We start from the raw sequence: 26,546 nt of genomic DNA, 5'->3' as shown, positions 1-26,546 counted from the left end.
TTTTTTGAGAGGATTGAAAGGAATGAGATTACGAGAAAAAGTTGCATTGATTACGGGTGCCGCATCGGGTCTTGGGAGAGAAACAGCCATTTTATTTGCAAGAGAAGGTGCAAAAGTTGTTTTAACAGATATCAATGAAGAGATGGCAAAAGAAGTAGTGGAGATTATTCAGTCAAATGATGGCGAAGCGTTATTTTTAAAGCATAATGTGGCAGTGGAAAAAGAATGGTGGTCAGTCATCCAAACGACCCTCCAAAACTATAATAAGCTTGATATATTGGTAAATTGTGCAGGGATAGGAACGTTTGCATCAATAGAAGATACAACATTTGAATTGTGGCATAAAATTCTTAGCGTTAACCTTGATGGTCCTTTTTTAGGCACTAAATATGGAATTGAAGCAATGAAACGATCGGGGCAGGGATCCATTATCAATGTTTCATCCATCGTTTCAAAGGTTGGTGATCCAGGACTAGTCGCATATAGCGCAAGCAAGGGTGGAGTAGATCAATTATCAAAGTCCGCTGCTCTTTATTGCGCAAAAGCTGGCTTGAACATTAGGGTGAATACTATACATCCAGCATATATTCAAACTCCATTGATGGCAAATGTTGAGGATGTCGAATACGTCAAATCATTACTTCCGGTGGGACATTTCGGAGAACCAATAGACGTTGCAAATGGAATTCTTTATCTTGCTTCAGATGAATCCAAGTTCACAACAGGAAGTCAGCTCTTCGTTGATGGTGGATATTGCGCTCAATAGATTTAGGATTAAATGAAGCAATTAGTAGGGGAATTACCATTTCTTGTGTGTTAGTAAAATATTAATCATAAATATTAATGATATCTAAGGAGGAAAAAAATATGACAGAAACAACAAATAATTTAAAAAGAATGACAGCTCCAGGGAGCGCATATAAAATTGTCGATGTTCCAGAACTTTATGCAGATGAGATCCAGCGCTATGGTGTTGAAGGTAAATTCGTGTCGGACGAGGATAGCCCATGGGTGCCGTTCGGAGATAATGCTGCCATTAAACACCTTGCCTTCGATGTTCGCAACAACACCTTCAGTAATATTCTATGGATCAAATCACCTGGTGTAATTGGTACACACAAGCACAGGGGTACGGTGGTAATGCTTTGTCTGGAAGGAAGCGTCCGCTACCTCGAATACGACTGGGTGGCAGGACCTGGAGGCTTTATCTACGAAACACCTGGTCAGACACATACACTTGTAACAGACCACCCAGATGGTGTGAAGCTTTTTGGCTGGCTCAATGGAGCAATCGAGTTTTACGACGAGGATGCCAATTTCCTTGAAACCTGTGATGTCTGGTGGTACATCAATCACTATGAAAGCTACTGTCGTGAACACGGTATTCCAATTAATAAGGAGCTATATATTTAATAGGAATCATTAAGATGTCTATAATAAACACTGAACTAATAATGAAGAGGGAATATCATAACTATAAATAAGGGCACAAAACAGACAAAGAGAGGAAGCTGGCATAATACCAGCTTCCTCTCTTATTTATTAGTAAAAGTTATTTCAATTAGATTTTACCTACAAGATCAAGGCTTGGCTTAAGTGTTTCTCCGCCTTCTTGCCATTTAGCAGGGCAAACTTCGCCTGGATTGTTACGTACATATTGCGCAGCTTTGATTTTGTTTACAAGTGTGCTTGCGTCACGGCCGATTCCGCCAGCGTTGATTTCAAGAGCTTGGATAACACCATCTGGATCGATGATGAAAGTTCCACGGTCAGCAACACCATCTTCTTCGATAAGAACATCAAAGTTACGGCTGATTACGTGAGAAGGGTCACCAATCATAGTGTAAGTGATTTTCTTGATTGTTTCAGAAGAATCATGCCAAGCTTTGTGAACGAAGTGAGTATCTGTTGATACAGAGTATACTTCAGTTCCTAATTGCTTGAAAGTTTCATATTGGTTTTGTAAATCTTCAAGTTCAGTTGGGCAAACAAATGTAAAGTCTGCTGGGTAGAAGCAAACGATGCTCCATTGACCTTTGAAAGATTGTTCAGATACTTCAACGAATTCACCGTTTTTGAATGCTTGCGCTTTAAATGGTAGTACTTCTTTTCCAATTAGAGACATAGTAAAAATTCCTCCTAAAAATATATTATATGTAAATAAGTCATGATGACCTATAAACTATATTAATTATTAACTAATTATTATTATCTATAAATATAAAGAAATTGTCAAATAAAAAGGTAAGATTCAGTCTAATTATATCTAAATGTAACGAAATATACACAATTAACCCATGCTAAATGAAAAAAGAGGGGAGCTCCAGCGATTGCTAGGAGCTCTTTCTCTAGTTATTAATTTCTAATGAGATAATCAAACGCACCTAGTGCTGCTGTTGCACCCGATCCCATTGAGATAATGATTTGTTTGTACACGCTGTTTGTGCAATCCCCAGCAGCATAAACACCAGGAATATTTGTAGCACCATGGCCATCGACAATAATTTCGCCTCTGTTGGTACGTTCAACTGTCCCTTCTAACCAATCTGTATTAGGTACAAGACCGATTTGAACAAATACACCTTCTAATTCAATATGGTGTTCTTCGTTTGTAGCACGATCGATGTAGGAAATTCCGTTTACTGTTTCATTACCAGTAATTTCTTTTGTTTGTGCATTCGTAATAACTGTTACATTCGGTAGGCTGTGAAGGCGCTCCTGAAGTACAGAATCAGCCTTTAGCTCAGGTAAAAATTCAAGAACCGTAACATGTCTTACGATCCCCGCAAGATCAATTGCCGCTTCAATACCTGAGTTACCGCCGCCAATAACCGCAACGTGTTTTCCTTCAAACAACGGTCCGTCACAATGCGGGCAGTAAGCAACACCTTTGTTCTTAAATTCTGCCTCTCCAGGTACGCCGATATTTCTCCAGCGGGCACCTGTTGAAAGGATAACTGTTTTACTCTTTAATACAGCGCCGTTTTCAAGTTCAATTTCGACTAAATCCTTTTTCTCTAAACGTTTAGCGCGCTGTGTATTCATAATATCAACATTATATTCTTTCACATGCTCCTCAAGGCTGGCAGCAAGCTTAGGACCTTCTGTATATTTGACAGAAATGAAGTTTTCAATTCCTAATGTGTCCATGATTTGACCGCCAAAGCGTTCCGCCACAATACCTGTACGGATTCCTTTACGTGCTGCATAAATGGCTGCACTTGCACCAGCAGGGCCACCGCCGACAACAAGGACATCAAATGGGTCTTTATCAGATAGCTCGGAAGCATCTGGGCCAGTTCCCATTTTGGCAAGGATTTCTTCAATTGTCATTCGGCCTCCGCCAAATTCTTCACCATTTAGGTATACTGTCGGAACAGCAAGGATATTTTTGCTTTCTACTTCCTCTTTGAAAGCCGCACCATCAATCATAGTATGTGTAATATTTGGATTAAGAATACTTAAGATGTTCAACGCTTGAACAACATCAGGGCAGTTATGGCATGTTAAACTGATGTAGGATTCGAAATGGTATTCACCATCAATATTTTTAATTTGATCAATGATTTTTTGATCCACTTTTGGTGCTCTGCCGCTTACCTGTAATAGGGCTAATACTAATGAAGTAAACTCATGTCCAAGTGGAACGCCGGCAAAAGTAACGCCAGTATCTTCGCCAGGGCGATTGACGCTAAAGCTTGGTGTTTTTGGAAGAGTAGTTCGTTCAATCGTAATTTTATCTGACATGGAAGCTAATTCATTAACAAGCTCGAGTGTATTAGTAGAAACCTCATCGGCTCCAGCACTTACTTTCAGTACAATAGGACCTTCCAACATTTGAAGGTATTGATTTAATTGGGCTTTGATATCTGCATCAAGTAGCATTTAGAATTCCTCCTTAAAATAAAACCAAGGTTTGGCTTAAAGTAAACCTCACCTGGATAAGTTTTTTATAGCAATAATCCTTGTCAAGGTCATGTCATTAACTCAGATTATAATAATTATTAACTAGTTATTATTATTAAATATTACTCAAGTTTTGTCAATCCTTATTTAAAGTTATTTTAAAAAGGAATTTAATATAAAATAGTCGACAGACAGGGTTGTATAGATAAATGCATGATCTTGAGACCTTACTAACTTCTCAATTATGATTCAGGATTATTCATCTAAGCAAGCAATTTGCATAGGTAGACAATTAAATTCTGAAAAATATGTAAAAAAACGAGCTAAGGTCACGTAAACCTTAGCTCGTTTTACAACATTCCCTGAATCAATTTCCAGCACCGCGATATTTTTTAACTCCTGTATTCCATAACAGAACGGCCATAGCGAAGAATATGATTCCCATAACAGGGGTTAAAAAAGCATATCCATACCATTCATTCCTTCCGAGAAAATAAGAAGCCGGATAAACACCGACAAATGCGAAGGGGAGGATCCAGGTTAATACAAATTGAATAATTTTATTATAAATATTAACGGGGTAACGGCCGTAATTGCTGATATTATACATCGTAGGCATAATATCGGTTCGGCTGTCTGACCAAAATCCAATCGTTGCAATGGAAAGAAAGATACCTGCATATATAAACATTCCCCCGATCACCATGACAATAAAAATCAAAACATCATACCAGGTGAAAGTTATGCTTAGATTCATACCGGCATAGGCCATAACGGCAAGTCCGGTTATCACTCCGAATAAGGATTCGAGCTCCATTCGTTCCATAATAATCTGGAACAAACTGTGGACAGGGCGGGTTAAAACACGGTCCATTTCTCCTTTTACAATATAGCGTTCATTAAAATCCCAAATATTAAAGAAGGCTGAGAATAACGCATATGGTATAAGGAAAAAGCCATAAATGAAAATAATCTCGTCGCGATTCCAACCGCTTAACAGGGTAGTATGTCCAAACACGACTAAAATGAAAATTAAATTCACGGCTTGATTCAATAAATCAGAAAGAATTTCAACAGCCGTATCTACACGGTAGGTGAACCTTGTTTTTAAATATTGAGAGGCATATTGAAAAAACATGGAAACATAAAACATACCTTAGCCTCCTTGTACAATTAATTGTTTTTTCGCAAGAGACCATAACAGGCGGATCGGAACCAGCAGGATAACCACCCAGACGGCCTGAAGCAGAATAGCGTTTGTAATCTCAGAGCCGGCGAAGCCTTCTGTAAAGATCATACTAGGGACATAGCTGATGGCTTGAAACGGCAAATAGGTCATCAGGCTTTGGGCCCATCCCGGATAAAAGGAAATCGGGAGCAGCAGTCCTGAGAACAAATCGATGACAACCCGTTTGGCGCGAATTAAACCTGCGTTATTAAATAAAAAGAACGTCATAATACCCGTCAGCAGGTTGATTTGTGTATTCACAATAAAACTGAAGATGAGTGACAGAAAGAAAAAGAACCACGTAGAAGGGTTCGTAGAAAAGCTGATTGGAAAAATCAACGCAACAATAATCAGACCGGGGACAGAGAAAAACAAGATGCGGAAAATTCCTTCACCAAGAGCCTGCATCGTTTTCATCCCCAAGTAGTTATAGGGGCGTATCATTTCAATGGCCACTTTCCCATCCTTGATTTCAGCTGCAATCTCGCGGTCAATATTATTAAAATAAAAAGCTCTCGCCATCCAAGAAACTGCCACATAGGTGGTCATTTGTAGAATGGATAAGCCTTGAATCTCCTCTTTCCCGCCATAAATCGCAGACCACAAAAAATAATATGCGCCAATATTAATACTGTAAATGAGAATGCCGCTATAATAGTTTGTCCGGTAGGCGAGCATCATTAAAAAACGAACCCGAATCATTTCTATATACATACTCATGAGAGGGCCATTCCTTCTTCATAAATCTTGCGGACAATTTCTTCTGTTGAAATCTCGTTGATTCTCACATTTTTAATCGGGTTTTTGTGTACGACATCACTGATTAATTGAGAAACAACCCTTTCGTCACCATCTATATAAGCAAGCCATGTGGTGGCGTCCTTTTGCTCCCATTGGATCTTTTCCGTACCTGGCAGACTGCTTCTTCGCATTTCTGCTAAAAATTCAAATTCCACTTGTTTTCCTTCTACTGCATGGGCTTGAAGCTGATTAAGCTTTCCATCATAAATGATTTTCCCTTCATCTAATAGAACAACTCGTTCACAAAGGGCTTCGATATCTGTTAAGTCATGTGTCGTTAACAGAATCGTTGTTTTATATTGCTCGTTAATTTCCTTAAGAAACTCACGAATTTTTAATTTTACTAAAACATCCAGTCCAATTGTTGGCTCATCAAGAAACAGAAGGGGAGGATTGTGTATAAGAGCGGCAGCTAATTCACAGCGCATGCGCTGACCTAGTGACAGCTTACGTACAGGCTTATCTAATAATGGACCGATTTCTAATGTTTCAATGACGTGGCCCATATGCCGGTTATAATCTTCATCTGAAACACGGTATACCTTTTTCAATAAACGAAATGATTCTTGAACGGCAATATCCCACCAAAGCTGGGACCGCTGTCCGAATACCACTCCTATCGTTCTTACAAATTCCTCCCGCTGTTTGTGTGGATTCATCCCATTTACAATAATCGATCCTGATGTAGGTGTAAGAATACCCGTCAACATTTTAATGGTTGTTGATTTGCCGGCACCGTTTTCCCCGATGTAGCCGACCATTTCTCCCTGCTTAACCGTTAAAGAAATATTATCAACAGCAGCATGGATTTTATAGTTTCTCGTAAACAAGTCTCGAAAAGCCCCGGATAGACCTGAGCGGCTTGAATGCGATTTAAATTCCTTCCGTAAATTCTGAACTTCGATGACGTTCATTTAAATCCTCCTATGGTTTACTACAAAATGATATAACAAAGCTGTTTTTCACAAAATTTAATTTTAACGTGAGTATATTATTCTAGCAAGTAAGTTGCCCATTAATTAACTTGTATAGATTCATTTTATTTTGTTAAGTAATATTATTTTCTAAGTAAATGACTCCTATTGTCTGTTTTGGGAATCCTGGTAGTGCTGTAGGTGAAAATAGCAGCAGAAACCATATTTGCTTTTTCTATAACTATCTGTTATTCTAAGTAAGAATTATTTTTGTTCTTTTTCAGATTGAGAATAGGATTTTGTTTTTCGTCTAAAGTTTTGAGCAAGGATAGTAACAAAATGTGTGGATATCCACACTAGGAGGCAACAATAATGGAACAAGGTAAAGTAAAATGGTTTAATGCAGAAAAAGGTTTTGGATTCATCGAGCGTGAAGCAGGAGAAGACGTATTCGTACATTTCTCAGCTATCCAAAGCGAAGGTTTCAAATCTTTAGACGAAGGTCAAAGTGTAACGTTTGAAGTAGAACAAGGACAACGTGGCCCACAAGCTACTAACGTTCGTAAAGCGTAATACTAACATTCCGACAGACTCTGTTTTTAGAGTCTGTTTTTTTTATCCTATTTTTAGTCGTAATAAGTATGCTATAGACCTTAACAATATAGAATGCAAATAGATTGAATAGTATAATAACAGAAATAAGGGCGATATGATTTGCTTTTTCATTCTTTATCTGTTATTCTAAATAAGAATTATTTTTGTTCTACAACAGATTGGGAATTTTGTTTTTCGTCTAAAGTATTTGAGCAAGGATAGTAACAAAATGTGTGGATATCCACACTAGGAGGCAACAATAATGGAAACAGGTAAAGTAAAATGGTTTAATGCAGAAAAAGGTTTTGGATTCATCGAGCGTGAAGCAGGAGAAGACGTATTCGTACATTTCTCAGCTATCCAAGGCGAAGGTTTCAAATCTTTAGACGAAGGTCAAACTGTAACGTTTGATGTTGAACAAGGACAACGTGGCCCACAAGCTGCAAACGTTCAAAAAGCTTAATTTAGCTTAAAAACAGACTCTCTATTGAGAGTCTGTTTTTTTTTGAACCAAAATGGATCAGCATATTACGAAAACGAAAAATATTATTCATTTCCTTTTAAAATCGATGACAGGAATCCTTTCTCTTAAGTCGAATATGTTATCGTATAGCTGACATTAGCTGACAAGTTGTGAAAAGGAGTGAGAGATCGTTTGAAAACGCGCGTAACCGAGATTTTTGGAATAGAATATCCGATTGTACAAGGCGGACTTGCCTATCTGGCATATGCTGAACTAGCTGCTGCAGTCTCGAATGCAGGAGGACTAGGGCAAATTACTGCGGCAACGCTTCGCACACCTGAAAGCCTTCGCGAGGAAATTCGTAAACTACGAACTCTTACAGATAAACCGTTTGGGGTAAACTTTGCGATTGCAAGGCACGATGGGAACTATCAAGAGCTGCTTGAAGTGGCGATTGAGGAAAAGGTTCCTGCTATTTCGATAACAGGAGGGAACCCAAAGCCTGTTTTTGACAGGATTAAAGGAGAAACTATTCGCACCCTTGTACTTGTTTCAGGAGTAAGACAGGCTCAAAAAGCGGAAGAACTTGGTGCGGATGCGATTATGGCAGTGGGTCAAGAAGGTGGAGGACATTTAGGACGTGATGATATTGGCACAATGGTGCTAATCCCACGTGTAGTTGATTCTGTATCCATTCCTGTTTTGGCAAGTGGAGGCATTGGTGATGGACGTGGGCTATTGGCAGCTTTGGCCTTAGGAGCGGAAGGAATTGAAATGGGTACCCGCTTTATCGCTACCCAGGAATGCATTCATGCAAATGAAGCATATAAGCAGGCCATTATTCAGTCAAAAGAGACAGATACGATTATTATTAAGAAATCCTTAGGTTCACCTGGGCGAGTTCTGAAAACTGGATATGCACTGGATATTATTGAACGTGAGCAAAAAGGTGCCACCTATGAAGATTTGAAAGAGATGATAAGCGGTATGGCCAATTGCAGGTATATCTACGATGGAAATGAATCAGAGGGATTTGGATGGGCTGGTCAGGTGATCGGGTTGATTAACAGTATTCCTACAGTTCAAGAATTGTTCGATGAAATGATAAATCAGGCTGAAAAAGGAATTAGCCGAATGGGAAGGATATTCGAAGAGTAGAACAGTCCATGATTGAGTGGTTTACATAAGGAGATAGGCGATTGCTGTAGAACAGTAATCGCCTTTTTGTGATGAAATCCACCTGTCCGTAGTCAAAGGAAAAGAATTTTAGCTAACCGATTGCTTGTTTTTTAACAAAAAGGAAATCACGATGAATGACTAAATAGAGGTTTCATTTTGTTAATTTTTGGCTATCTTAAGAAGGAGTTGAAAAAGCAGGTTGAGGTGAAGTGGCGAATGGCAACAAAGAGGCACTCAGTTTTTAATACATTAATAATAGTTATTCCGTGGTTAACGTTGTTATTTATAGGAAAACGCAGTTTTAAAAGATATTCGCTAGCGGGTGTTTTTATTGTTATCTTTGAGATTATTAATCATTTATATGGTCACAAGAGGAAGTGGTGGAAGTTTTTTGAACCACGCAGATCCTTCATAAGAGATGAGCTCCCATATAGTATTGGTCCATATATGCCACTTTCGATGTGGCTGCTTAAATATTCATATGGAAACTTTAAAAAGTTTATTATGTTAAATGTGATTGCAGATGGACTCTTTGCTTTCTTTTTTATCAATATCCTAAAAAAATTAAAAATCTTAAAGCTAAATGGGTTAAGCCATATACAATTTTTCATTTACTTGCACTATAAGGCTTATTTATTATATGGCGTTCAGTATTTAGTAGATAAGATAAAAAGGTATACTCAATATGACGACCTTACTTATTGATAAATTGAGCAGCTGTAGGCTACAAAAAAAGTGATTCTTCAAATAGAAGAACCACTTTTTTCTTGTTCCAATTATGGCAGATAGGCAAGGAAAAATGAATTATGGCTTGTAGATAAAAAATGATTTTCGTTTTGGTGAATGCTTTGACCAATACTGATGAAAGGCATCTAGGACTTCTTTCGCAAATACATCACCTTCCCCCTTATTTCTAATTACGCCATAATTTAGTTTACCTTGTTTGACTGTGTCACTTATTTTTTCACTATTTTCTACATCCAGCTCCATAAAAAATTGAACCTCAATACCTTCATCATTTTCGATGGATGAAAGATAATTTCCAAATTCCTCAATAAGTATTTCAATCTTCCATCCCTTTTGCTCACATTCCTTTAAAAATTCTAGATATAAACTAACGAATGTTTTTAAATCCATTGAATCCCTCCAGATCCATTACTGTAAGGTGAAACATCAAAAAGCTAAAATCAACCATATTTTGCTAGAAGGGTCTTTCCTTGAAACGTCATTCGTATACTATATGCAATAAAGGGAATGAAAAGAAGACCTTCATTGTCAATTGGAGAAATACAAGAAGTGAAAGAGATTATATAGGGGATGTTGTTAATCTGCTCCTATCAACATAAAATTTAATAAGAATAATCGAAAGGGATGATGGCAGTGAATGTGAGGAGAGTAAATTGATCGTTAGAGAACAAAAGGATGCGTTTATTCTGATAGAACAAGATAACCATGCGATCGTATCGGGTAAAATAATGGAGCATTGGATATCTTCTTTTTTTCAAGGCGAGCATTGGAGGTCTGTACAATATGCCATAAAATATCATGATTATGGATGGAAACCATTTGATCAACAACCCTTTTGGAATGAATGCAGACAGGCTCCCTATACCTTTGCGAATTATCCGATTTCACCCAAGACAATCATCTATACTTTCGGTATCGATTTCGTGGAAAAAAACGACCCGTATGCAGCGCTTTTGTGCAGCAGGCATTATTCTCGATTTTTACTTAATGATACATCCAGCTACTCTGCTGCTTTTATCGAACAAGAAAGGAATCGACAGCAACGGATTGTTGAATCACTGGGAGTACTAGATTCTTCTTTATTTAACTATCATTATGAGCTGCTGCGGTTTGGAGATGACATCTCTCTCTATTTATGCTTAAATGAACCAGGTGTTTCAAAGGAAAAAGAACATTATTTTTTTCAAAATGGAATCAAACTCCCGGTGGAATTGGAAGATAAGAAAATAACGCAAATGACGCTGCACTGGCGTAATAAGCATACCGTTTCTGTTCGTCCATTTCCTTTTGATGGAACTGTCACGGTTAAAATCAAACAAAAGGTCATTCCCAAACCGGATTTAATCAAATACGGATTAATAAAGTGCTATACGGAACAGCCCTATGAAGAAATGGAAGTGTCAATCGTTCCAGAGGAATAAATAGCGAACCAAGGGGACAGGTCATCTGGCTCCTTTTTTTATGGTCAATTTTCATCGTAAGAAAATCTTAAGATTTACATAAGGAGTTTGTTAAGATTTGCTTGATATGATTCTCTTAGTTGATAATGTTGAGGTGATCGAAAATGTACGAATTCATTTATAGGAGTGAAATTTCATGAACATTTTGGTTTGTGATGATGATAAGGCAATTGTTGATGCGATTGGAATCTATTTAGAAAATGAAGGCTACCGTATATTCAAAGCATTTAACGGAGTTGAGGCTTTGCAGTTAATTGATGATCAGGAGATTCATCTGATTATCATGGATATCATGATGCCAAAAATGGATGGAATCACAGCTACCATAAAGATAAGAGCGGAAAATAAAATACCGTTAATTATGCTTTCTGCAAAATCGGAGGACTATGACAAAATATTAGGATTAAATATTGGTGCAGATGATTATATCACGAAGCCCTTTAATCCATTAGAGCTGATTGCAAGGGTAAAATCACATCTGAGAAGGTATACCACATTAGGCGGCTTAGAGAGTAAAAGCAATGTATATCAATCAGGTGGGCTCGTGATTGATGATGAAAGTAAAACGATCTCGGTCGATGGAGAGGAAGTCCATCTTACCCCGGTACAATATAAGATTTTGAAGCTTTTGACTGCAAATGCTGGAAGAGTGTTCTCTATAGAAGACATATACGAAAAGGTGTGGAATGAAACGGCCTTTAGTCCGGAAAATACGGTCGCTGTTCATATTAGAAAAATACGTGAAAAAATTGAAATTAATCCGAAAGAGCCAAGATATTTAAAGGTGGTGTGGGGAGTTGGGTACAAGGTTGAAAAATTATAGCCATTCGATTATAACGAAAATAATTGTTTTTATGATGGTCATTCTATGCTTTACAGGTGTGATAAAAGCATTTTTTGATGTAGAAGTAGTAAATGATGGTGATTTCGGTATTGTGTTTGAAGAAGACTACTATCAAAGTCGTTCGTACGCAAGGGAAAGTGAGCCTCTTATTAGCGACCTGAGAAGTCTAATCGGTGAATATAAAAATGAAGAACATATTTTAAATGGAGGCACCATTAGTGAAGAAAAACTTAGAACAGAAGAAGAAAATCTTTATTATGACTTCCAGGCTAATTCGATCAGCTATAATCCTGAGGTAAGTGATGCAAAAAACCGTGAAATGTTTAAGGAGTTATACGCGGAAAGGATCGCTAAGCTAAAGGAACAATTTATAACAGATGATTTAAAGGTATTTCATCAATTACGACAACGTATAGAAGAAATAAAGGATCCTATTTTCTATGTTAGTGATGGCGTAACTACCTATACAAACAGTACAAGGGTTGAAAAGGATCAATTTAAAAGCTATCCGTCTTACATGATCTTTGAGAATTATAAAAATGAGTTTTATCCAAAAGCAGTAGAGCAGAATGAATATCTGCAGAATAATCTAGGATACATGGATAGCCCTGGAAACCATGTGATGTATATCGCTTTTTCCCAGAAGTTTTTACAAGGAAAAATATCAGAATGGAAGGAAAATAAAGAAGCAGCTACTGCTAGCTTATATCAATTAGTAGGCTTTATCCTAGGGTTAATCCTAACCTTTTTCTACTTAGTCCATGTGAATGGAAGAAAATCCTTCCAGGATGAAGAAGTACACTTGAATGGATTAGATAAATTATATACTGATATAAATGGTATCCTCTGTTTAGGACTTATATGGCTGTGGGTTTTATTGTTGCAAACGGTTCCGTCTCAAACAATCGGAAAAATAATCTTTCCGGTGACCCTTCCAATTGCAGCAGCTGGCTTAGCGTTTGTTCTTTCGCTGATACGTCATTTGAAGTATAAAACATTTATCAAGCATTCCTTCATCTTTGTGATACTTTCTAAATTCGTTACCTTTATTAAAGATGTCTATGCTAGCGGAAGTATTGGAGTAAAAACAGTCTTACTTGTTGTTGGCTATCCGATACTGATTGCTTTAACCTTTTTCATGTTCCCGGTAACAATAGGGTTTGCAGCTTGGCTTGCCTTAAAGAAAATTAAATCATTTCAGGCGATCCAAGAAGGGGTAGAGAAAATAAAGGACGGAGATCTTCACCATAGTATAGAAGTCGGAGGAAAAGGCGAGTTTGGCAGACTGGCAGCGAATATAAACAGCATCACAGATGGATTGAACAAAGCGGTCGATAATGAATTGAAAAGTGAACGGTTAAAAACTGAGCTCATTACCAATGTTTCTCATGATATAAGAACGCCATTAACTTCCATCATTACCTATGTAGATTTATTAAAATATGAAAAAGACTCTTTCAAAATAGAAGAATATATTGAGGTGCTGGATCAAAAGTCCAAGAGACTGAAGGTCTTAACAGATGACCTTTTTGAAGCCGCAAAAGCCTCGAGCGGAAGTATCCCGGTTCAATTTGAGAAAATAGATATCCTATCCTTACTCAATCAGGGTCTGGGAGAGGTCAGTGATAAAATAGAAGCCTCAGAATTAGTAGTTAAAATTAATCATCCAAAGGAAAAAATCTATCTTTCAGCAGATGGCAGGTTACTATGGAGATCCATAGAAAATCTATTGTCCAATATTTTTAAATATGCATTGAAAGGCTCGAGAGTGTATATTGATATCGAAGATTTAGGGAACGAGATCCTTATAACCTTCAAAAATATCTCTGCCTATGAGTTAAATATTTCTGCAGATGAATTGATGGAGCGCTTCACAAGAGGTGACGAATCTAGATTAAGTGAAGGCAGTGGATTGGGACTATCCATTACGAAAAGTTTAATTGAAATACAAAAGGGGAAATTTCTGATTAGAGTGGACGGAGATTTATTTAAGGCTATGCTATATATCCCTAAATTTAAGGAAGAAGCTTAATAAAACAGAGGGAACAGGAGGTCTTAAAGACACCCTGTTCCTTTTTAATTGTGATTACGATTAGCTTATTACTTTGGAATTCATTTTCACTTCTCCGCCGATGTAGTATGCATTCTCTTCTAGTGAAGCATTTTCTTTTGCTGTTATCTCTGAAGGAACAAACTTGTATACCGCTGTATGGCTGCCTAATGATGATTGATATTTCGTCACATGATGCGGAGAGAGCGGAGTATTATAATAGCCTGGAACATATTTATCCAGCAAGCACTGCATGACTGCAGTTGCCTCAATTATATCCTCTACCATTTCTATTTTTCCAAATAACATCACACTTAAATAAGCGGTGTCCGTGTTTGCTGGTGTGGAATTGGCTAGAGTACCATAACTCTCGCTCACTACGAAGGTCGCATTGGCGTTTTCTCGAATCATGTCCACCTTTTTCCCTTCAGCGGCCCCATGAAAATATATATTTCTTTCATACCATACATAATTTAACGGTACAATATACGGCATATTACTGGTAGATAACCCTAAATATCCCGTCTGTGTACGTGAAAGAATCGAGTTTATTTTCAGTTCATCATGACATATCCTTGACGCCATTCTCATCAAAATCCTCCTCATGGTAGAAAAGCAGTAGTTGAATTCTAGATTCCTTCTGCTTCAATGATTGGTCCATAGTTTGCTTGCTTCCAATATATAAACGGTAAACACTGAATGGTATGAAGCGCTTTCACGTTACTTAAAGTCAATACATTCTTCTGTTTTTGCTTCATTTCGATATAACCTATATATGCAAGCATGTGATAGTTTATAAACACATCTTTCTATTTTATTATACTACCATTGAGCATATTTTATTAGAAATAATGATAATTTTGTGAATTATATAAATTTTTTTAATGGATTATAATTAAAGGATAAATATAGCTTTAAAAATTTGCAAAAAGAAAGCCTAGAGGGTATATTGTTATCCTTTGTGTTTTTTCTGAATACTTGGATTTTAAGTTTGACTTTGTGTATACAAAGGTATACAATTTGAAATAATCTTATGTATACCTTTGTATACTCGTTAGGAGACTAGAAATGAGAAACGAAGAATTTAAGGAGAATCCTAGAAGAAGGAATCTTGATGGTGATGGTCGAAAAGAGCATTCCCGTCACCATGGGGCTAAAACCTTCCGTCGCGGGAGGGCGATAGCTTTTTTAGAGAGAATGAATATGAAGCGTTCCACCATTTTGCAGCAGCTAGAGAAGCCAGAGTTTCAATCAATACAGCAAGTGCTTGTTGGGGAATTAAAAGCCATTGATATGGTCATAAACGAATTTAGTCAATTATTTGAAATCCAGGAAAGTGAAATAACGGATATAAGTGAGTAGAGTCTGTGCTTGTTCCAGTTGGTGACGGACTAACTCTATCTAGAGTGCTTGGTGCAGAATCGTAAAAGGGAGTTCCAACCGGAGCACCCTTTTTTTAGTATATAAAAGGAGTCTTGGAAAACGCCGCATGCAGGATGGAACAACAGCACAGGAGGGGAATTCTTACGAAATTGATAATCCCCAATCTAGTTTCAGTATCTCTGTTAAAAGGGACAGATTTCCCGTTCCAATTTTCTCTTCGATTTTTTTCTCCAAAGTAGCTTTTAATGCTTCGTTTTTTTCATAGCATTCTTCGCCTAATGAAGTTAAGCGTACCGATTTTTCCTTTTTATTATGTTCGATGTTATGAATCTCAACTAATCCTTTTGATTCAAGATTTTTGATAAACTTATGAGTTGCCTGTCGTGAAATATCTACATTTTTGGATACATAAGCGATAGTTGGCTGTTTTTTATAAATTCTAGCCATAATAAACCATTCAGAGTTTGATATATATATTTCACTGCTTTCATTCCATAATTTTTCGGTAATGCTGCGTAGAAGAAAATGGCGTTCACTTAGGATATCAACTAAGTCTAGATGCTGTAATTCAGTACTCAACAAATTCACACCTTTCTTTTTTTAGGAACTAAAAGACGTTAATTATCAACTAGATAAAGCATCATTTGAGTGGAATATTTCTCAGAATATCCTGTATTCCATCTAATCTGATCCTAGTATGGTATTCGATTATTACTATACATAAGACAATCAATAATGTCAATTTGGTTGACGATAAGCAAAAAAAGGCTTATACTTATTTTTGTAAACTAAGTTGATAATATACTAAATAGGAGATATGACATGTTTGATATTGGAGATGTGATTGTCTATTCAGAGCACGGGCTATGTCAGATAGATGAAATATGTGATAAGACAATCTCGGGGGTAACAAGGACCTATTATGTTTTACATCCATTAGCGCAGTCGACCTTAACAATAAGTACACCAGTTGATAATGATAAAGTCGTCATGCTTAAGCCGATGAATTGTGAAGAAGCAGAAGAAATTTTGGATTATTTTAATCAGCCAGGGATTGATTGGATTGAAGATGCTAAACACCGCAGCATGAAATACAACAATCTTGTGAAAACAGGAAATCGTATGGAAATTGCCAAAATAGCGAATACCCTGATGCGGAAAAACCTTGAACTGAAAATGAATAATAAGAGAATCTATGATCAGGATCGGAAGCTGCTACACACGATTCAATCAATATTGTATAAGGAAATAGCGTTGTCATTGGATCTGTCCTTTGAGGAAATTGAAAACAGGGTAAACCATATGATCACTCAGTCAATTTCCTAGAATCTCACATGATAGAAAACTAGAGAATCACGTTGAAAACGATTTCCTTCTATTATATAGACATATTATATTTCAGATTTAAAAGACGTATTTTAAACTAGAATACGTCTTTTTTGTTATGGTTCAGCTGAATTTGTAAAAGAAAATTTATTTTAAAATCAATTTATATACATGATTAAAAAGTTCTTGATTTTTTAAAAGAACTATTGATATAGTGGTAAACAGACCAGTTGGTATGTGGAGGTGTACCACTGACTTAAATTCAATTTACAAGTAAAAAGGAGATTTTCATGAGCGAACAAATTCAAGTAAAAAGTCCAAAAATAATGGCAGCAATTTTAATGCTGAGTGCCTTTATTGGCTTATTCGGTGAAACAGCTTTAAATATGGCATTAACAAATGTGATGGGTCAATTTTCAGTGACAGCGGCTACTGCGCAGTGGCTGACAACCGGATATTTATTAACCCTAGCTATTTTAGTACCCATTTCAGCTTTATTAATGAAATGGTTCAGTACTCGTCAATTAGTTATCGGGGGACTAGTGATTTCGTTGGCAGGAGCTATTCTTGCCGCATATTCTCCCAATTTCATCATTTTGGAAACTGGCCGTATTGTTCAAGCAATGGGAACCGGTATTATAATGCCAGTCATGGTAAGTGTTCTTTTAGTCATTTTCCCAATTCATAAACGCGGTGTTGTAATGGGGATTATGGGTCTTGTCATTACATTAGGGCCGGCTATGGGACCGACCATTTCAGGGGTGGTTATTAGTACATTAGGCTGGCACTATATTTTCTGGTTCAGCGCTGTTTTATATGTCCTCTTGACACTTGCTGCAGTTGTAAAGATAGAAAATGTAGGTGAAATTACGAAACCTAAAATCGATGTCTTATCAATTGTCTTATCAACAGTAGGTTTTGGTGGATTAATTTATGGGCTGGCTTCAATGGCAGGAGCTCCTTTTACTGCTCCTATCGTATGGGCACCTATACTTGTAGGAGTGATTGCCCTCGTATTATTTGGGATTCGTCAAAATATGATGGATAAGCCAATGGTTAATTTAAGGGTTTTCAAGTACCCAATGTTCACATTAGGAACAGCTATGATGTTTCTAAGTATTCTAGTCATTTTATCAACTTCCATTCTATTACCGATGTATATAAAGGGTTCTTTATTATTTAGTGCGGCAGCAGCGGGTTTATTATTGCTTCCTGGTAATGCTGTTAACGTAATCATGTCACCGATTGTCGGAACGCTGTTTGATAAAATCGGACCACGTATACTAGTGATTGTTGGATCCATAATCGTCTTAATTGGTAATGTAATCTTTGCTTTCACTATTTCAGCAGCAACACCTGCTTGGCAGATTGTCACAGCATTTATGATATTTTTCTTTGGAATAACGATGGTAACTATCCCATCTCAAACAAATGGACTTAATGCCTTACCGCGAGAGTTATATGGCGATGGATCTGCAGCAATGAATACCTTAAACCAAGTTGCTGGGGCAGCAGGTACTGCGATTGCGATTACGCTGCTTACAGTTGGTCAAACCAATTTCGCTGCTGGCACACCGGATGCTACACAAGGTGAAATTTTAGCGGCTGGCGTAAAATATACATTCTACTTTGTTGCAGGTATTTCGGCCATTTCATTCATCTGTTCGTTATTGATGACAAAGCCGAGCACAGAAAAGGAAAAATCGCATGCTGCTGTGAAAGCAACACAACCTGTACGCGAACAGTAGAAACGTTAGTTACAGATTTTATTGTTGAAAACTAGATGAAAATGAAGAAATCATTCGCAAAAGTATATTTCTGCGAATGATTTCTTTTTCTCATGTTGAAATAATCTTTGTTGAAATATTATTGATGATATCTCCTCGACTAATAACACCAATGACTCGTCCGGCCCCATTCACAACAGGAAGCTTTTTGTAGTGTTGCCGGGATAATAAACGAATAGTCTTGTCAAACTCTTCCTCAGGCGAAACGTAGAGGATATTCCGTTTGTTCATAATTTCTTTTACTGGTGTATCAAGCTTTTCTTTTATGACATCCTCTATTTCCCCATCTTCAATAATATAGACGAGACCAGCAATACCGAGAGGCTTTGGAGCAAGGTAACGCAATACGTCTCCATCTGAAATCATACCAAGTAATTGACCTTTATCATCAACAACCGGCACGCCTCCGATTCGATTTGAACTTAAGAGCTGTAATAATTCCCTGACAGTAGTGAAAGGTTTTACAGTGAAAACCTTTGTAATCATAAAGTCTCTAACCTTCATCGTAAATCCCTTTCTTTGTGTTGTAAACGCCTACAACGCTATCGTATCACAAATTATATCTCCTATCTAATGTGAAAGTTGTGGTTGAAAACAGAAAAGAATTTAACGATAGCTATAATTTTTTTGTTCAAATTTCAAGTATTACTATTTTCTTGTCTGAACAGTATAATCAAGGAATGGGAGTTGATACATATTATGAATAAGAAAGACATTGCAAATATCCGTAAGGAATTTAAACTAGATAACTACAAGTTGAATATTCGCGAAATCTTTAATGTCTATGTAAAAAGTGAATCAGGTGAGATTTACCACTATGTCAGCCAGCCGTTTCAAATGCTGGAGCAGGAAATCCAGGAATTGTTTCTAGACAACTTTAAAAAGGTTTTAACAGGACAGCTGGATTCCAAATTGTTTGAGGTGAAATTTAAGCGGGATGTAGAGGATAGCACACAGGCCATTCTTTATGAAGGATTACATGCGGAAACGACGGATGATTGGACACAATATATGCTTGAAATTGTCATGAAAATGTTCACGCATACCATCTACGATTTTGATACAGTTGTGACGTTTATCCGGGGGGAATATCGTAAGCCGACCCGCAAACGGGATATGGAATCGGAAGAAGGTGGGGATGATGAGGTTTATACAAGCCAATTCATCCTCTGCAGCTTGAACAAAATTGATCAGCCGAAAAGATCACTCTTGTTTGATTATATAGAGAAGGAATTCAAACCAAATCATGCCGTCGATCCAATCATTAATATTGCTTCACCATTATCAGGCTTTTTATTTCCAGCCTTTACGGACAATTCAGCAGATGTCAATCATTTGCTCTATTCTGCAGGAAAAGCCAATCAGCCGGATTTTGGCTTTATCGATGAGGTGCTGAATTGTGAGGAGTTCATAACGGCAGCTGAAGAGAAGGACTGCTTCGAGCTAATCTTAAAGAATGTCATAGGGGACGAGGTGGACACAAGGGTCATCTCCAATGTCTATGAGGAAATTGATAAAATGCTGCAGGAGAAGGAAGAAGATGAGAAAGAAGCACAGGCAGAACCTGAAGCCCCAATGCTGGATCACCGGGATATCGAACGCATCCTAACGGTCAGCGGCGTTGAGGACGTCAGTCCAGCAAAAGTCGAACATGCCTTTAAAGCGGTCGTAGATGATGAAACACATGAATTCAAAGCAAGCAGCCTAGTGCCGAAGACGATTAAAATTGAAACAAAGGTAGCAAATGTATCGATTAGCCCGAAGGATCTGAAGTATATTAAATATATTACGTTTGAAGGAAAACGGTGCCTCCTGCTGGAAGTTGATGAGGATGTTATTGTAGAAGGATTTAAGCTTGAATCGGAGACCCTTTAATTTTGGTATCCTTGATTGATTAAATATAGCTGGTTCTCATATACAGAGGCCAGCTTTTTTAATGTTGGCAATATTCAATGATAAAAAACAGCCTCTATTAAAGAGACTGTTGGAATCTAGTTGGACTAAAAATTTAGTCTCGGCAATAGTGCCATGCTCTCTTAAAAATGTATAGTCCGAAAACTAATGAGCAAAGAAAGCCGAGAAGCGCCAGTAGGACGTTAATAATTGTTACTAGTATTCCAGTTAGTTGAAGCAATCCTAAAAAGCCAGTAATAGTCCCAGATACGGCAAGGAATAACCAGATTACACCTGTTAAAAAGCCCAGGAAAATTCCAAAAGTACTGGAGGAAGATAGGCTCATATCATTCACCTCCTATAAGTGCTTGTTCATTACTAAACTATGCTGCTGACATAAAACTTGTTTATCAAAATTACAAAAATGGGCGTTAATAAGGGTTTTGACTGTTCAGGTGTCAAGCTCCTGCTAGTTTCTGGAGGATGTCAGGTGCTTGTTTTTTCTTGTAGGGTGATATAATAATCGTGTGAAAATTAAAAAAACAAGATAAGATTATTCAAATTTGAAAGTGAGGCTTTTACATGAAAGTCATAGATTTAACTCATACCATATCAGAGAATATGCCGGTATATCCGGGTACTGAAACACCAAAATTAGTGACGGCAAATACATATGAGGCAAATGGCTTCAAGGAAACGCTTCTTACATTATTCTCCCATACAGGTACCCACATGGATGCGCCATCACATATATTTAAGCATCGCACAACATTGGATGCTTTTCCGGTCGATCAATTCATCGGAAAAGGATTAGTCATTGATTGCAGTGATGTTGAAGAAGGTCAAAGAATAACGATGGAGCATATTCATGCTGTAAAAGAAAAAGCAAACCAGGCTGAATTTCTATTATTCTATACTGGGTGGGAGAAGCATTGGGGGACAAATACTTACTTTGGCGATTATCCAGCTATCAATGAAGAGGTTGCTGATTATCTAATCAATACCAAGAAAAAAGGGGTTGGGTTAGATGTAATTGGAATTGATCCTATTACAGATGAAAATCTGACCATTCACCATAAGCTCTTTGCTGAAACCGAAATCGTTGTTATCGAAAATCTGACAAGATTAGGTGAAATCGGTGGCGAACTTTTTACCTTCTTTGCTTTGCCAATGAAATATGAAAATGCTGATGGCGCTCCGATTCGAGCAGTCGCAGTATTAAATGAATAGTTACTCATACACTAATTAACTTAGCTTAGATTGCTAGGTTAATTAGTGCATCTTACATCATTTTTCTAAAAGATATTGACAGAACAAATTATTCGTAATACAATTATCTCGAATTAAAGATAATAAAATTTAAAATAACATTCCAGGAGGTGCAAATTTAATTGGAGAGAAAATGCAGCAATTTACCTTATTTATTATTAATGCAAACTTCCAAAGCCGTACAGGAAAGAATGAGACTGGAGCTGGCAAAAAATAACATTAGTATCACTGAATTCTCTGTATTAGAAGTGCTATATCATAAAGGAAGACAAACCATTAATGAAATTGGAAACAGAGTACTAATCACAAGCGGCTCTATGACGTATGTAATTGATAAATTAGAAAACAGAGGCTTATTAAAACGAATTGCCTGTCCGAACGATCGTCGAGCCATACACGTGACATTAACAAATGATGGGAATAACTTGCTAGAGAAAATTATGCCCGAACATCAGGAGCTAGTTGATTTTATCTTTGATTCCTTAGAGGATGGTGAGAAAGAAATCATTGTTACAATCTTACAAAAAATAAAAGAAAAAGTAGAAAATTAATTATTTTTTTACCTAAATATCTCGAATTCGAGATAAAATAACACACATTAGGAGGAAATATTTTATGATTAGCTTAGGATTATTACTTATCCGTCTGGTTATTGGATTACTATTTATTGGTCACGGAGCGCAAAAATTGTTTGGTTGGTTTGGAGGCTATGGATTAAAGGGAACTGGAGGCTGGTTCGAATCCATCGGCATGAAACCGGGAGTAAAGTTGGCTCTCTTAGCAGGATTAACTGAATTAATTGGCGGTATTTTGTTTGCAGCAGGATTATTAACTCCATTAGCGGGTATTATGATTGCGGGTACGATGATTATGGCCATTGCCAAGGTGCATGGGGCCAATGGATTATGGTCTACATCAAATGGCTATGAATATAATTTAACAGTACTTACTGTTACGATTGGTATCGCGTTAATCGGTCCTGGACAATATGCATTGGATACATTTTTATTATAAAATATCTTGAATTAAAGAATATTAGTTTAAAAGGAATAATAAGATAGATTATTCCTTCGCATAGTTGAAGATGAAAAATAGTTAACTGTTATTACTATAGAAAAAATGAATAGGTACCCCTTCGATCAGAAACAATAGGTGGTGGAAAGAGTGGGTTTTTTATCCAAGTTATTTGGAAAATCAACATTAAAGGAGGCAAAAAAAATGGCAAATGTAAAATTAGCAGTTATTTTTTACAGCATGGGTGGAACAAATTATCAGCTGGCAAAATGGGCAGAAGAGGGCGCAAAAGAAGCTGGGGCAGAGGTAAGAATATTAAAGGTAGAAGAATTAGCACCACAATCTATTATTGATAAGAATGAAGTGTGGAAAAACACAGTCCAAGCAACAAAGGATGTTCCAATCGCAACAGGTGCCGATATTGAATGGGCTGATGCGATCATCTTTAGTGTGCCAACACGATTTGGTAACATGCCATCACAAATGAAGCAATTCTTAGATATTCAAGGTGGACTTTGGGCGACAGGTAAAACAGTCAACAAAGTAGTCAGTGCCATGACTTCTGCACAGAACCCGCACGGAGGACAGGAGGCAACCATTTTATCCTTATATACTTCAATGATGCACTGGGGTGCGATTATTGTCCCTCCTGGTTATACAGACCCAGTACTCTTTGGAGCGGGAGGAAATCCATACGGAACAAGCGTATCAGTGGACCAAAATGGAAAAATGGTAGAGGACGTTCAAGCCGCGGTCAAGCACCAGGCAAAACGAACGGTTACTGTAGCTGAATGGGTAAAAAAAGGAAATCAATAATAAAAACATGCTGATCAGATTAGTTTGATCAGCATGTTTTTTCATTTTTTCCTTTTACAATTTTTCTCCATTGTAGCATTTTTAGAGGCAATGGCGCGGGAAATACATAGAATGAACCGATGAATTTGATATACTTACGATTATTTCTTAGAATGGTAAACTGAAAAATTGGATTATGGATTCTTCTAGTTACAAAATTAGGTTTTTAACGTACAATATGTTGGTAGTCACTTTTTTCAAAACAAGGAGTTGAGTTTTTATGAGTAGTCAATATGTAAACGAACCTGAACCAGATTCGAACAAAAAGGAAGTCATGAATGCACCATTCCTTAAAAGTTTGAATACTGGTAAAAATTCAACTTTGTATGGCAGAGATTTTTGACTTCCTCAAACTTAGAGGAGGTTTTATCCATGTTAAATATTTATTTATCCAATGAACAAGGAGTTATCCGCGAAATAGATAGTATCTCAAATGGGTGCTGGATACATGTTCTCGCACCAACAGAGCAGGAAATCCAATATCTTTCAAGTAAATTAGACATTCCCTGTGAATTTTTAAAAGACCCATTAGATGAAGAGGAACGGTCAAGAATTGAAAAGGACGGTGACAATATCCTCATCATCGTAAATGTTCCGTTGATGACATTGGACAAAAACGATATGCCAATATATGACACGATTCCGTTGGGAATGATTATCGCGAAAAATTGCTTTGTGACGGTTTGTTTGAAGGACAATCCAATTTTTCATTCTTTTTCAGAAGGAAAAGTAAAGAATTTCTTCACCTATAAAAGAACAAGATTTTCCTTTCAAATGCTCTATTCCATGGCAACTAGCTACCTCAGATATTTGAAACAAATCAGCAAAAAAACAGATACGATAGAAAAAGAACTACATGAATCGATGAAAAATAAAGAATTATTTTCCTTACTTAATCTACAAAAAAGCTTAGTTTATTTCACAACGTCACTTAAATCAAACAATATCGTGATGCAAAAAATGTTGAAAAGTAATTACTTAAAAATGTATGAAGATGATCAGGAATTACTAGAGGATGTCATCATTGAAAATCAGCAGGCAATTGAAATGGCTGATACCCATACATCCATTTTAAGCGGGACAATGGATGCATTCGCTTCGGTTATTTCTAATAACGTCAATATCGTTATGAAGTTTTTAACGTCAATAACAATCATCCTTTCATTACCAACGATGGTGGCAAGCTTTTATGGGATGAACGTTCCGATTCCATTCCAAGGCCATCACTACTCATTTGTCATTGCAATCATCATTTCATTCATATTATCCAGCATCACAGCAGTTATCTTTTGGAAAAAGCGATTTTTTTGAAGCACGGGGACGGTTCTTGGGATGCACCCTATAAGTTAGAGTCAAAATCTAATCTTTTGGGGTGTTCATTTTGGCCAAAAAATATAGTGATGATTTGAAATTAACGGTAGTTAGAGAGTACCAAGAGGGGAAACTAGGAATCAGGCCCCTTGCCAAGAAGCATGGGATCAGATCAAAGTCAGTAGTTGAAAGATGGATAAAGGTATATGAAAGATTTGGCGCCGAAGGATTAACAAGTAAAAAGAAAACCTATTCTGTTCAATTTAGGCTAGATGTATTAAGCTTTATGAAGAGAACAGGTTTTTCAGAAACGGAAACAGCCCTTCACTTTGGAATAACAGAACCTACTATTATAGGTAAGTGGAAGAAAGCCATTTTGGAGGGAAAAGATGAAGGCCTGAATATACATAAAGGAAGGCCTCCCATGTCTAAAAACAAGAAAAAAGATAAGGAAATGACTTACGAACAAAAGCTGGAAAGAGAAAACGAACTCCTTCGTTTGGAGGTAGAATATTTAAAAAAGTTGCGAGCTTTTCAGATGGATCCGAAAGGCTATCTCGAAAAGCACAAGCAGCAATTTCATTCGAACTCAAAGAAAAGTTCAGATTAAAAGACGTTTTACAAGTCGTTGGGATTCCGGAATCTACTTATCACTATCAAATAAAAGCGATGAATAAGGAAAACCCAAAGCAAAAACTAGAGGATGATATACAGTCTATATTTGATGAAAATGATGGTAATTATGGGTACCGTCGAATCACATTAGAGTTAAAGAACAAAGGATACAAAGTTAACCATAAAGCTGTGCAGCGTATTATGGGGAAACTCGGTCTAAAATGTAGTAAATTCAGTAGAAAGACACGTAAATATAATTCCTACAAGGGGAATGTAGGGAAAGTTGCGAAGAACCGTATTAATCGTCGTTTCAAAACCAGTGTATGCCATCAGAAATTAACAACTGATATTACAGAATTTAAGTGTTTAGATGGTAAAAAGCTGTATCTCAGTCCTATTCTGGACTTATTTAACGGCGAAATTCTTTCTTATGGAATAGGTCCTAGTCCAACCCTGGATCTTGCGATCAGACCCCTTAGAGAGGCAATAAGGATTGTAAAAGACTCAAAGTTTAGGACAACAATTCATTCTGACCAAGGATGGCAATATCAACATAAAAAGTGGGTCAAGACACTTAAGGAAAATAAGGTTTTTCAAAGCATGTCACGAAAAGGAAACTGTCTGGATAATTCCCCAATGGAGAACTTTTTTGGCATACTAAAACAAGAGATGTATTATGGAAAGGCATTGTGTACGGTTGAAGAGTTAAGTGAGAGAATTAAGAGATATATAGATTACTATAATAACAAACGTATTAAGCAAAAATTGGCGGGAATGAGTCCGGTTCAATTTCGAGTCCATTCCAGCCAATTAGTTGCATAATAAAAACTTTAACTTTTGGGGGTCAGCTCATCTTCTGCTTCCTTTTCATTTGAAAGGGGCAGGGAGCCGTCTTTTTTCAGCATGA

The 26,546-nt window shown here is 37.1% G+C and carries 32 protein-coding genes; 21 read left to right on the top strand and 11 right to left on the bottom strand.

Going from position 1 to position 26,546, the window contains the following annotated elements:
• Positions 1-22: 22 nt before the first annotated feature.
• Entirely contained in the window at positions 23-766 is a 744-nt protein-coding gene (locus ACHUFV_RS09760) for a glucose 1-dehydrogenase (protein ID WP_394233568.1), read from the top strand.
• Positions 767-843: 77 nt separating this feature from the next.
• The gene (locus ACHUFV_RS09755) at positions 844-1,413 is read left to right on the top strand and encodes a 2,4'-dihydroxyacetophenone dioxygenase family protein (RefSeq protein WP_394233566.1); all 570 of its coding nucleotides are present in this window, start codon (positions 844-846) and stop codon (positions 1,411-1,413) included.
• Positions 1,414-1,561: 148 nt separating this feature from the next.
• Here ACHUFV_RS09755 and ahpC read toward each other — a convergent pair whose 3' ends face one another.
• The 5 genes from ahpC to ACHUFV_RS09730 all read right to left on the bottom strand — a co-directional run bounded on the left by ahpC (position 1,562) and on the right by ACHUFV_RS09730 (position 6,849).
• Positions 1,562-2,125: an alkyl hydroperoxide reductase subunit C gene (gene ahpC / locus ACHUFV_RS09750; protein ID WP_394233564.1), complete on the bottom strand. Its 564-nt coding sequence runs from the start codon at positions 2,123-2,125 to the stop codon at positions 1,562-1,564.
• A gap of 230 nt (positions 2,126-2,355) precedes the next feature.
• Positions 2,356-3,885: an alkyl hydroperoxide reductase subunit F gene (ahpF, locus tag ACHUFV_RS09745; protein ID WP_394233562.1), complete on the bottom strand. Its 1,530-nt coding sequence runs from the start codon at positions 3,883-3,885 to the stop codon at positions 2,356-2,358.
• Between the two features lie 388 nt (positions 3,886-4,273).
• The gene (locus tag ACHUFV_RS09740; protein WP_394233560.1) at positions 4,274-5,059 is read right to left on the bottom strand and encodes an ABC transporter permease; all 786 of its coding nucleotides are present in this window, start codon (positions 5,057-5,059) and stop codon (positions 4,274-4,276) included.
• Between the two features lie 3 nt (positions 5,060-5,062).
• Positions 5,063-5,854, bottom strand: coding sequence for an ABC transporter permease (locus tag ACHUFV_RS09735; RefSeq protein WP_394233558.1), 792 nt, complete (start codon positions 5,852-5,854; stop codon positions 5,063-5,065).
• Positions 5,851-6,849 carry an ABC transporter ATP-binding protein gene (locus ACHUFV_RS09730; RefSeq protein WP_394233556.1) on the bottom strand — a complete coding sequence of 333 codons (999 nt, stop codon included), beginning with the start codon at positions 6,847-6,849 and terminating at the stop codon, positions 5,851-5,853. The genes ACHUFV_RS09735 and ACHUFV_RS09730 overlap by 4 nt, the downstream gene beginning before the upstream one ends.
• A gap of 372 nt (positions 6,850-7,221) precedes the next feature.
• Between ACHUFV_RS09730 and ACHUFV_RS09725 the strand changes: the two genes are divergently transcribed.
• From ACHUFV_RS09725 to ACHUFV_RS09710, 4 genes are all read left to right on the top strand, one after another.
• A complete protein-coding gene (locus tag ACHUFV_RS09725; protein WP_394233554.1) occupies positions 7,222-7,422 on the top strand; it encodes a cold-shock protein in 201 nt (66 codons plus the stop codon).
• A gap of 283 nt (positions 7,423-7,705) precedes the next feature.
• The gene (locus ACHUFV_RS09720) at positions 7,706-7,906 is read left to right on the top strand and encodes a cold-shock protein (RefSeq protein WP_071394327.1); all 201 of its coding nucleotides are present in this window, start codon (positions 7,706-7,708) and stop codon (positions 7,904-7,906) included.
• A gap of 192 nt (positions 7,907-8,098) precedes the next feature.
• Positions 8,099-9,064: an NAD(P)H-dependent flavin oxidoreductase gene (locus ACHUFV_RS09715; RefSeq protein ID WP_394233549.1), complete on the top strand. Its 966-nt coding sequence runs from the start codon at positions 8,099-8,101 to the stop codon at positions 9,062-9,064.
• 237 nt (positions 9,065-9,301) lie between these two features.
• On the top strand, positions 9,302-9,790 hold the full coding sequence (locus ACHUFV_RS09710; protein ID WP_394233548.1) for a hypothetical protein: 489 nt from the start codon (positions 9,302-9,304) through the stop codon (positions 9,788-9,790).
• A gap of 99 nt (positions 9,791-9,889) precedes the next feature.
• Here the strand turns inward: ACHUFV_RS09710 and ACHUFV_RS09705 are convergent, their stop codons facing one another.
• Positions 9,890-10,222, bottom strand: coding sequence for a hypothetical protein (locus ACHUFV_RS09705; protein ID WP_394233546.1), 333 nt, complete (start codon positions 10,220-10,222; stop codon positions 9,890-9,892).
• Positions 10,223-10,485: 263 nt separating this feature from the next.
• Here ACHUFV_RS09705 and ACHUFV_RS09700 point away from each other — a divergent pair, with 263 nt between their 5' ends.
• The 3 genes from ACHUFV_RS09700 to ACHUFV_RS09690 all read left to right on the top strand — a co-directional run bounded on the left by ACHUFV_RS09700 (position 10,486) and on the right by ACHUFV_RS09690 (position 14,168).
• The gene (locus ACHUFV_RS09700; RefSeq protein ID WP_394233544.1) at positions 10,486-11,253 is read left to right on the top strand and encodes a DUF3891 family protein; all 768 of its coding nucleotides are present in this window, start codon (positions 10,486-10,488) and stop codon (positions 11,251-11,253) included.
• A gap of 175 nt (positions 11,254-11,428) precedes the next feature.
• Complete coding sequence (locus ACHUFV_RS09695) at positions 11,429-12,115, top strand: response regulator transcription factor (RefSeq protein ID WP_394233542.1); 687 nt, start codon at positions 11,429-11,431, stop codon at positions 12,113-12,115.
• Entirely contained in the window at positions 12,090-14,168 is a 2,079-nt protein-coding gene (locus ACHUFV_RS09690; protein ID WP_394233540.1) for a HAMP domain-containing sensor histidine kinase, read from the top strand. Before ACHUFV_RS09695 ends, ACHUFV_RS09690 begins: the two co-directional genes overlap by 26 nt.
• A gap of 60 nt (positions 14,169-14,228) precedes the next feature.
• Here ACHUFV_RS09690 and ACHUFV_RS09685 read toward each other — a convergent pair whose 3' ends face one another.
• Both ACHUFV_RS09685 and ACHUFV_RS09680 read right to left on the bottom strand, forming a co-directional pair.
• On the bottom strand, positions 14,229-14,771 hold the full coding sequence (locus ACHUFV_RS09685) for a pyridoxamine 5'-phosphate oxidase family protein (RefSeq protein ID WP_394233538.1): 543 nt from the start codon (positions 14,769-14,771) through the stop codon (positions 14,229-14,231).
• Between the two features lie 44 nt (positions 14,772-14,815).
• Positions 14,816-14,971: a hypothetical protein gene (locus ACHUFV_RS09680; protein WP_394233536.1), complete on the bottom strand. Its 156-nt coding sequence runs from the start codon at positions 14,969-14,971 to the stop codon at positions 14,816-14,818.
• A 283-nt stretch (positions 14,972-15,254) separates the two neighbouring features.
• Between ACHUFV_RS09680 and ACHUFV_RS09675 the strand changes: the two genes are divergently transcribed.
• Positions 15,255-15,548, top strand: coding sequence for a hypothetical protein (locus tag ACHUFV_RS09675; RefSeq protein ID WP_394233534.1), 294 nt, complete (start codon positions 15,255-15,257; stop codon positions 15,546-15,548).
• Positions 15,549-15,710: 162 nt separating this feature from the next.
• Here ACHUFV_RS09675 and ACHUFV_RS09670 read toward each other — a convergent pair whose 3' ends face one another.
• On the bottom strand, positions 15,711-16,148 hold the full coding sequence (locus ACHUFV_RS09670; protein WP_394233532.1) for a MarR family winged helix-turn-helix transcriptional regulator: 438 nt from the start codon (positions 16,146-16,148) through the stop codon (positions 15,711-15,713).
• 243 nt (positions 16,149-16,391) lie between these two features.
• Here ACHUFV_RS09670 and ACHUFV_RS09665 point away from each other — a divergent pair, with 243 nt between their 5' ends.
• Positions 16,392-16,895, top strand: a complete 504-nt coding sequence (locus ACHUFV_RS09665; RefSeq protein WP_394233530.1) for a CarD family transcriptional regulator — start codon at positions 16,392-16,394, stop codon at positions 16,893-16,895.
• A gap of 290 nt (positions 16,896-17,185) precedes the next feature.
• Complete coding sequence (locus tag ACHUFV_RS09660) at positions 17,186-18,643, top strand: DHA2 family efflux MFS transporter permease subunit (protein ID WP_394233528.1); 1,458 nt, start codon at positions 17,186-17,188, stop codon at positions 18,641-18,643.
• Positions 18,644-18,733: 90 nt separating this feature from the next.
• Here ACHUFV_RS09660 and ACHUFV_RS09655 read toward each other — a convergent pair whose 3' ends face one another.
• Complete coding sequence (locus ACHUFV_RS09655; protein WP_394233526.1) at positions 18,734-19,168, bottom strand: CBS domain-containing protein; 435 nt, start codon at positions 19,166-19,168, stop codon at positions 18,734-18,736.
• 213 nt (positions 19,169-19,381) lie between these two features.
• Here ACHUFV_RS09655 and ACHUFV_RS09650 point away from each other — a divergent pair, with 213 nt between their 5' ends.
• Positions 19,382-20,557, top strand: a complete 1,176-nt coding sequence (locus ACHUFV_RS09650) for a DUF4317 domain-containing protein (protein WP_394233525.1) — start codon at positions 19,382-19,384, stop codon at positions 20,555-20,557.
• Between the two features lie 133 nt (positions 20,558-20,690).
• On the opposite strand, the gene ACHUFV_RS09645 is transcribed toward ACHUFV_RS09650, so the two are convergent.
• Entirely contained in the window at positions 20,691-20,921 is a 231-nt protein-coding gene (locus tag ACHUFV_RS09645; protein ID WP_394233523.1) for an ABC transporter, read from the bottom strand.
• Positions 20,922-21,157: 236 nt separating this feature from the next.
• Here ACHUFV_RS09645 and ACHUFV_RS09640 point away from each other — a divergent pair, with 236 nt between their 5' ends.
• From ACHUFV_RS09640 to ACHUFV_RS09605, 8 genes are all read left to right on the top strand, one after another.
• Positions 21,158-21,805 carry a cyclase family protein gene (locus ACHUFV_RS09640; RefSeq protein ID WP_394233521.1) on the top strand — a complete coding sequence of 216 codons (648 nt, stop codon included), beginning with the start codon at positions 21,158-21,160 and terminating at the stop codon, positions 21,803-21,805.
• Between the two features lie 161 nt (positions 21,806-21,966).
• Positions 21,967-22,395, top strand: coding sequence for a MarR family winged helix-turn-helix transcriptional regulator (locus ACHUFV_RS09635; RefSeq protein ID WP_394233520.1), 429 nt, complete (start codon positions 21,967-21,969; stop codon positions 22,393-22,395).
• 64 nt (positions 22,396-22,459) lie between these two features.
• On the top strand, positions 22,460-22,858 hold the full coding sequence (locus tag ACHUFV_RS09630) for a DoxX family protein (RefSeq protein WP_394233518.1): 399 nt from the start codon (positions 22,460-22,462) through the stop codon (positions 22,856-22,858).
• A 204-nt stretch (positions 22,859-23,062) separates the two neighbouring features.
• Positions 23,063-23,674 carry an NAD(P)H:quinone oxidoreductase gene (gene wrbA / locus ACHUFV_RS09625; protein ID WP_394233517.1) on the top strand — a complete coding sequence of 204 codons (612 nt, stop codon included), beginning with the start codon at positions 23,063-23,065 and terminating at the stop codon, positions 23,672-23,674.
• A 259-nt stretch (positions 23,675-23,933) separates the two neighbouring features.
• On the top strand, positions 23,934-24,056 hold the full coding sequence (locus ACHUFV_RS09620; RefSeq protein WP_394233515.1) for a hypothetical protein: 123 nt from the start codon (positions 23,934-23,936) through the stop codon (positions 24,054-24,056).
• A 29-nt stretch (positions 24,057-24,085) separates the two neighbouring features.
• On the top strand, positions 24,086-25,024 hold the full coding sequence (locus tag ACHUFV_RS09615) for a magnesium transporter CorA family protein (RefSeq protein ID WP_394233513.1): 939 nt from the start codon (positions 24,086-24,088) through the stop codon (positions 25,022-25,024).
• A 70-nt stretch (positions 25,025-25,094) separates the two neighbouring features.
• Positions 25,095-25,634 carry a helix-turn-helix domain-containing protein gene (locus ACHUFV_RS09610; protein ID WP_394233512.1) on the top strand — a complete coding sequence of 180 codons (540 nt, stop codon included), beginning with the start codon at positions 25,095-25,097 and terminating at the stop codon, positions 25,632-25,634.
• On the top strand, positions 25,535-26,461 hold the full coding sequence (locus tag ACHUFV_RS09605; RefSeq protein ID WP_394234439.1) for an IS3 family transposase: 927 nt from the start codon (positions 25,535-25,537) through the stop codon (positions 26,459-26,461). The genes ACHUFV_RS09610 and ACHUFV_RS09605 overlap by 100 nt, the downstream gene beginning before the upstream one ends.
• Positions 26,462-26,546 lie beyond the last annotated feature (85 nt).

Origin of the sequence: Niallia oryzisoli, from assembly GCF_043641075.1 — a bacterium.
Taxonomy (GTDB): Bacteria; Bacillota; Bacilli; order Bacillales; family Cytobacillaceae; genus Bacillus_BD; species Bacillus_BD oryzisoli_A.
The sequence above is the reverse complement of the archived record's forward strand: the minus strand, read 5'-3'. Positions and strand labels throughout refer to the sequence as shown.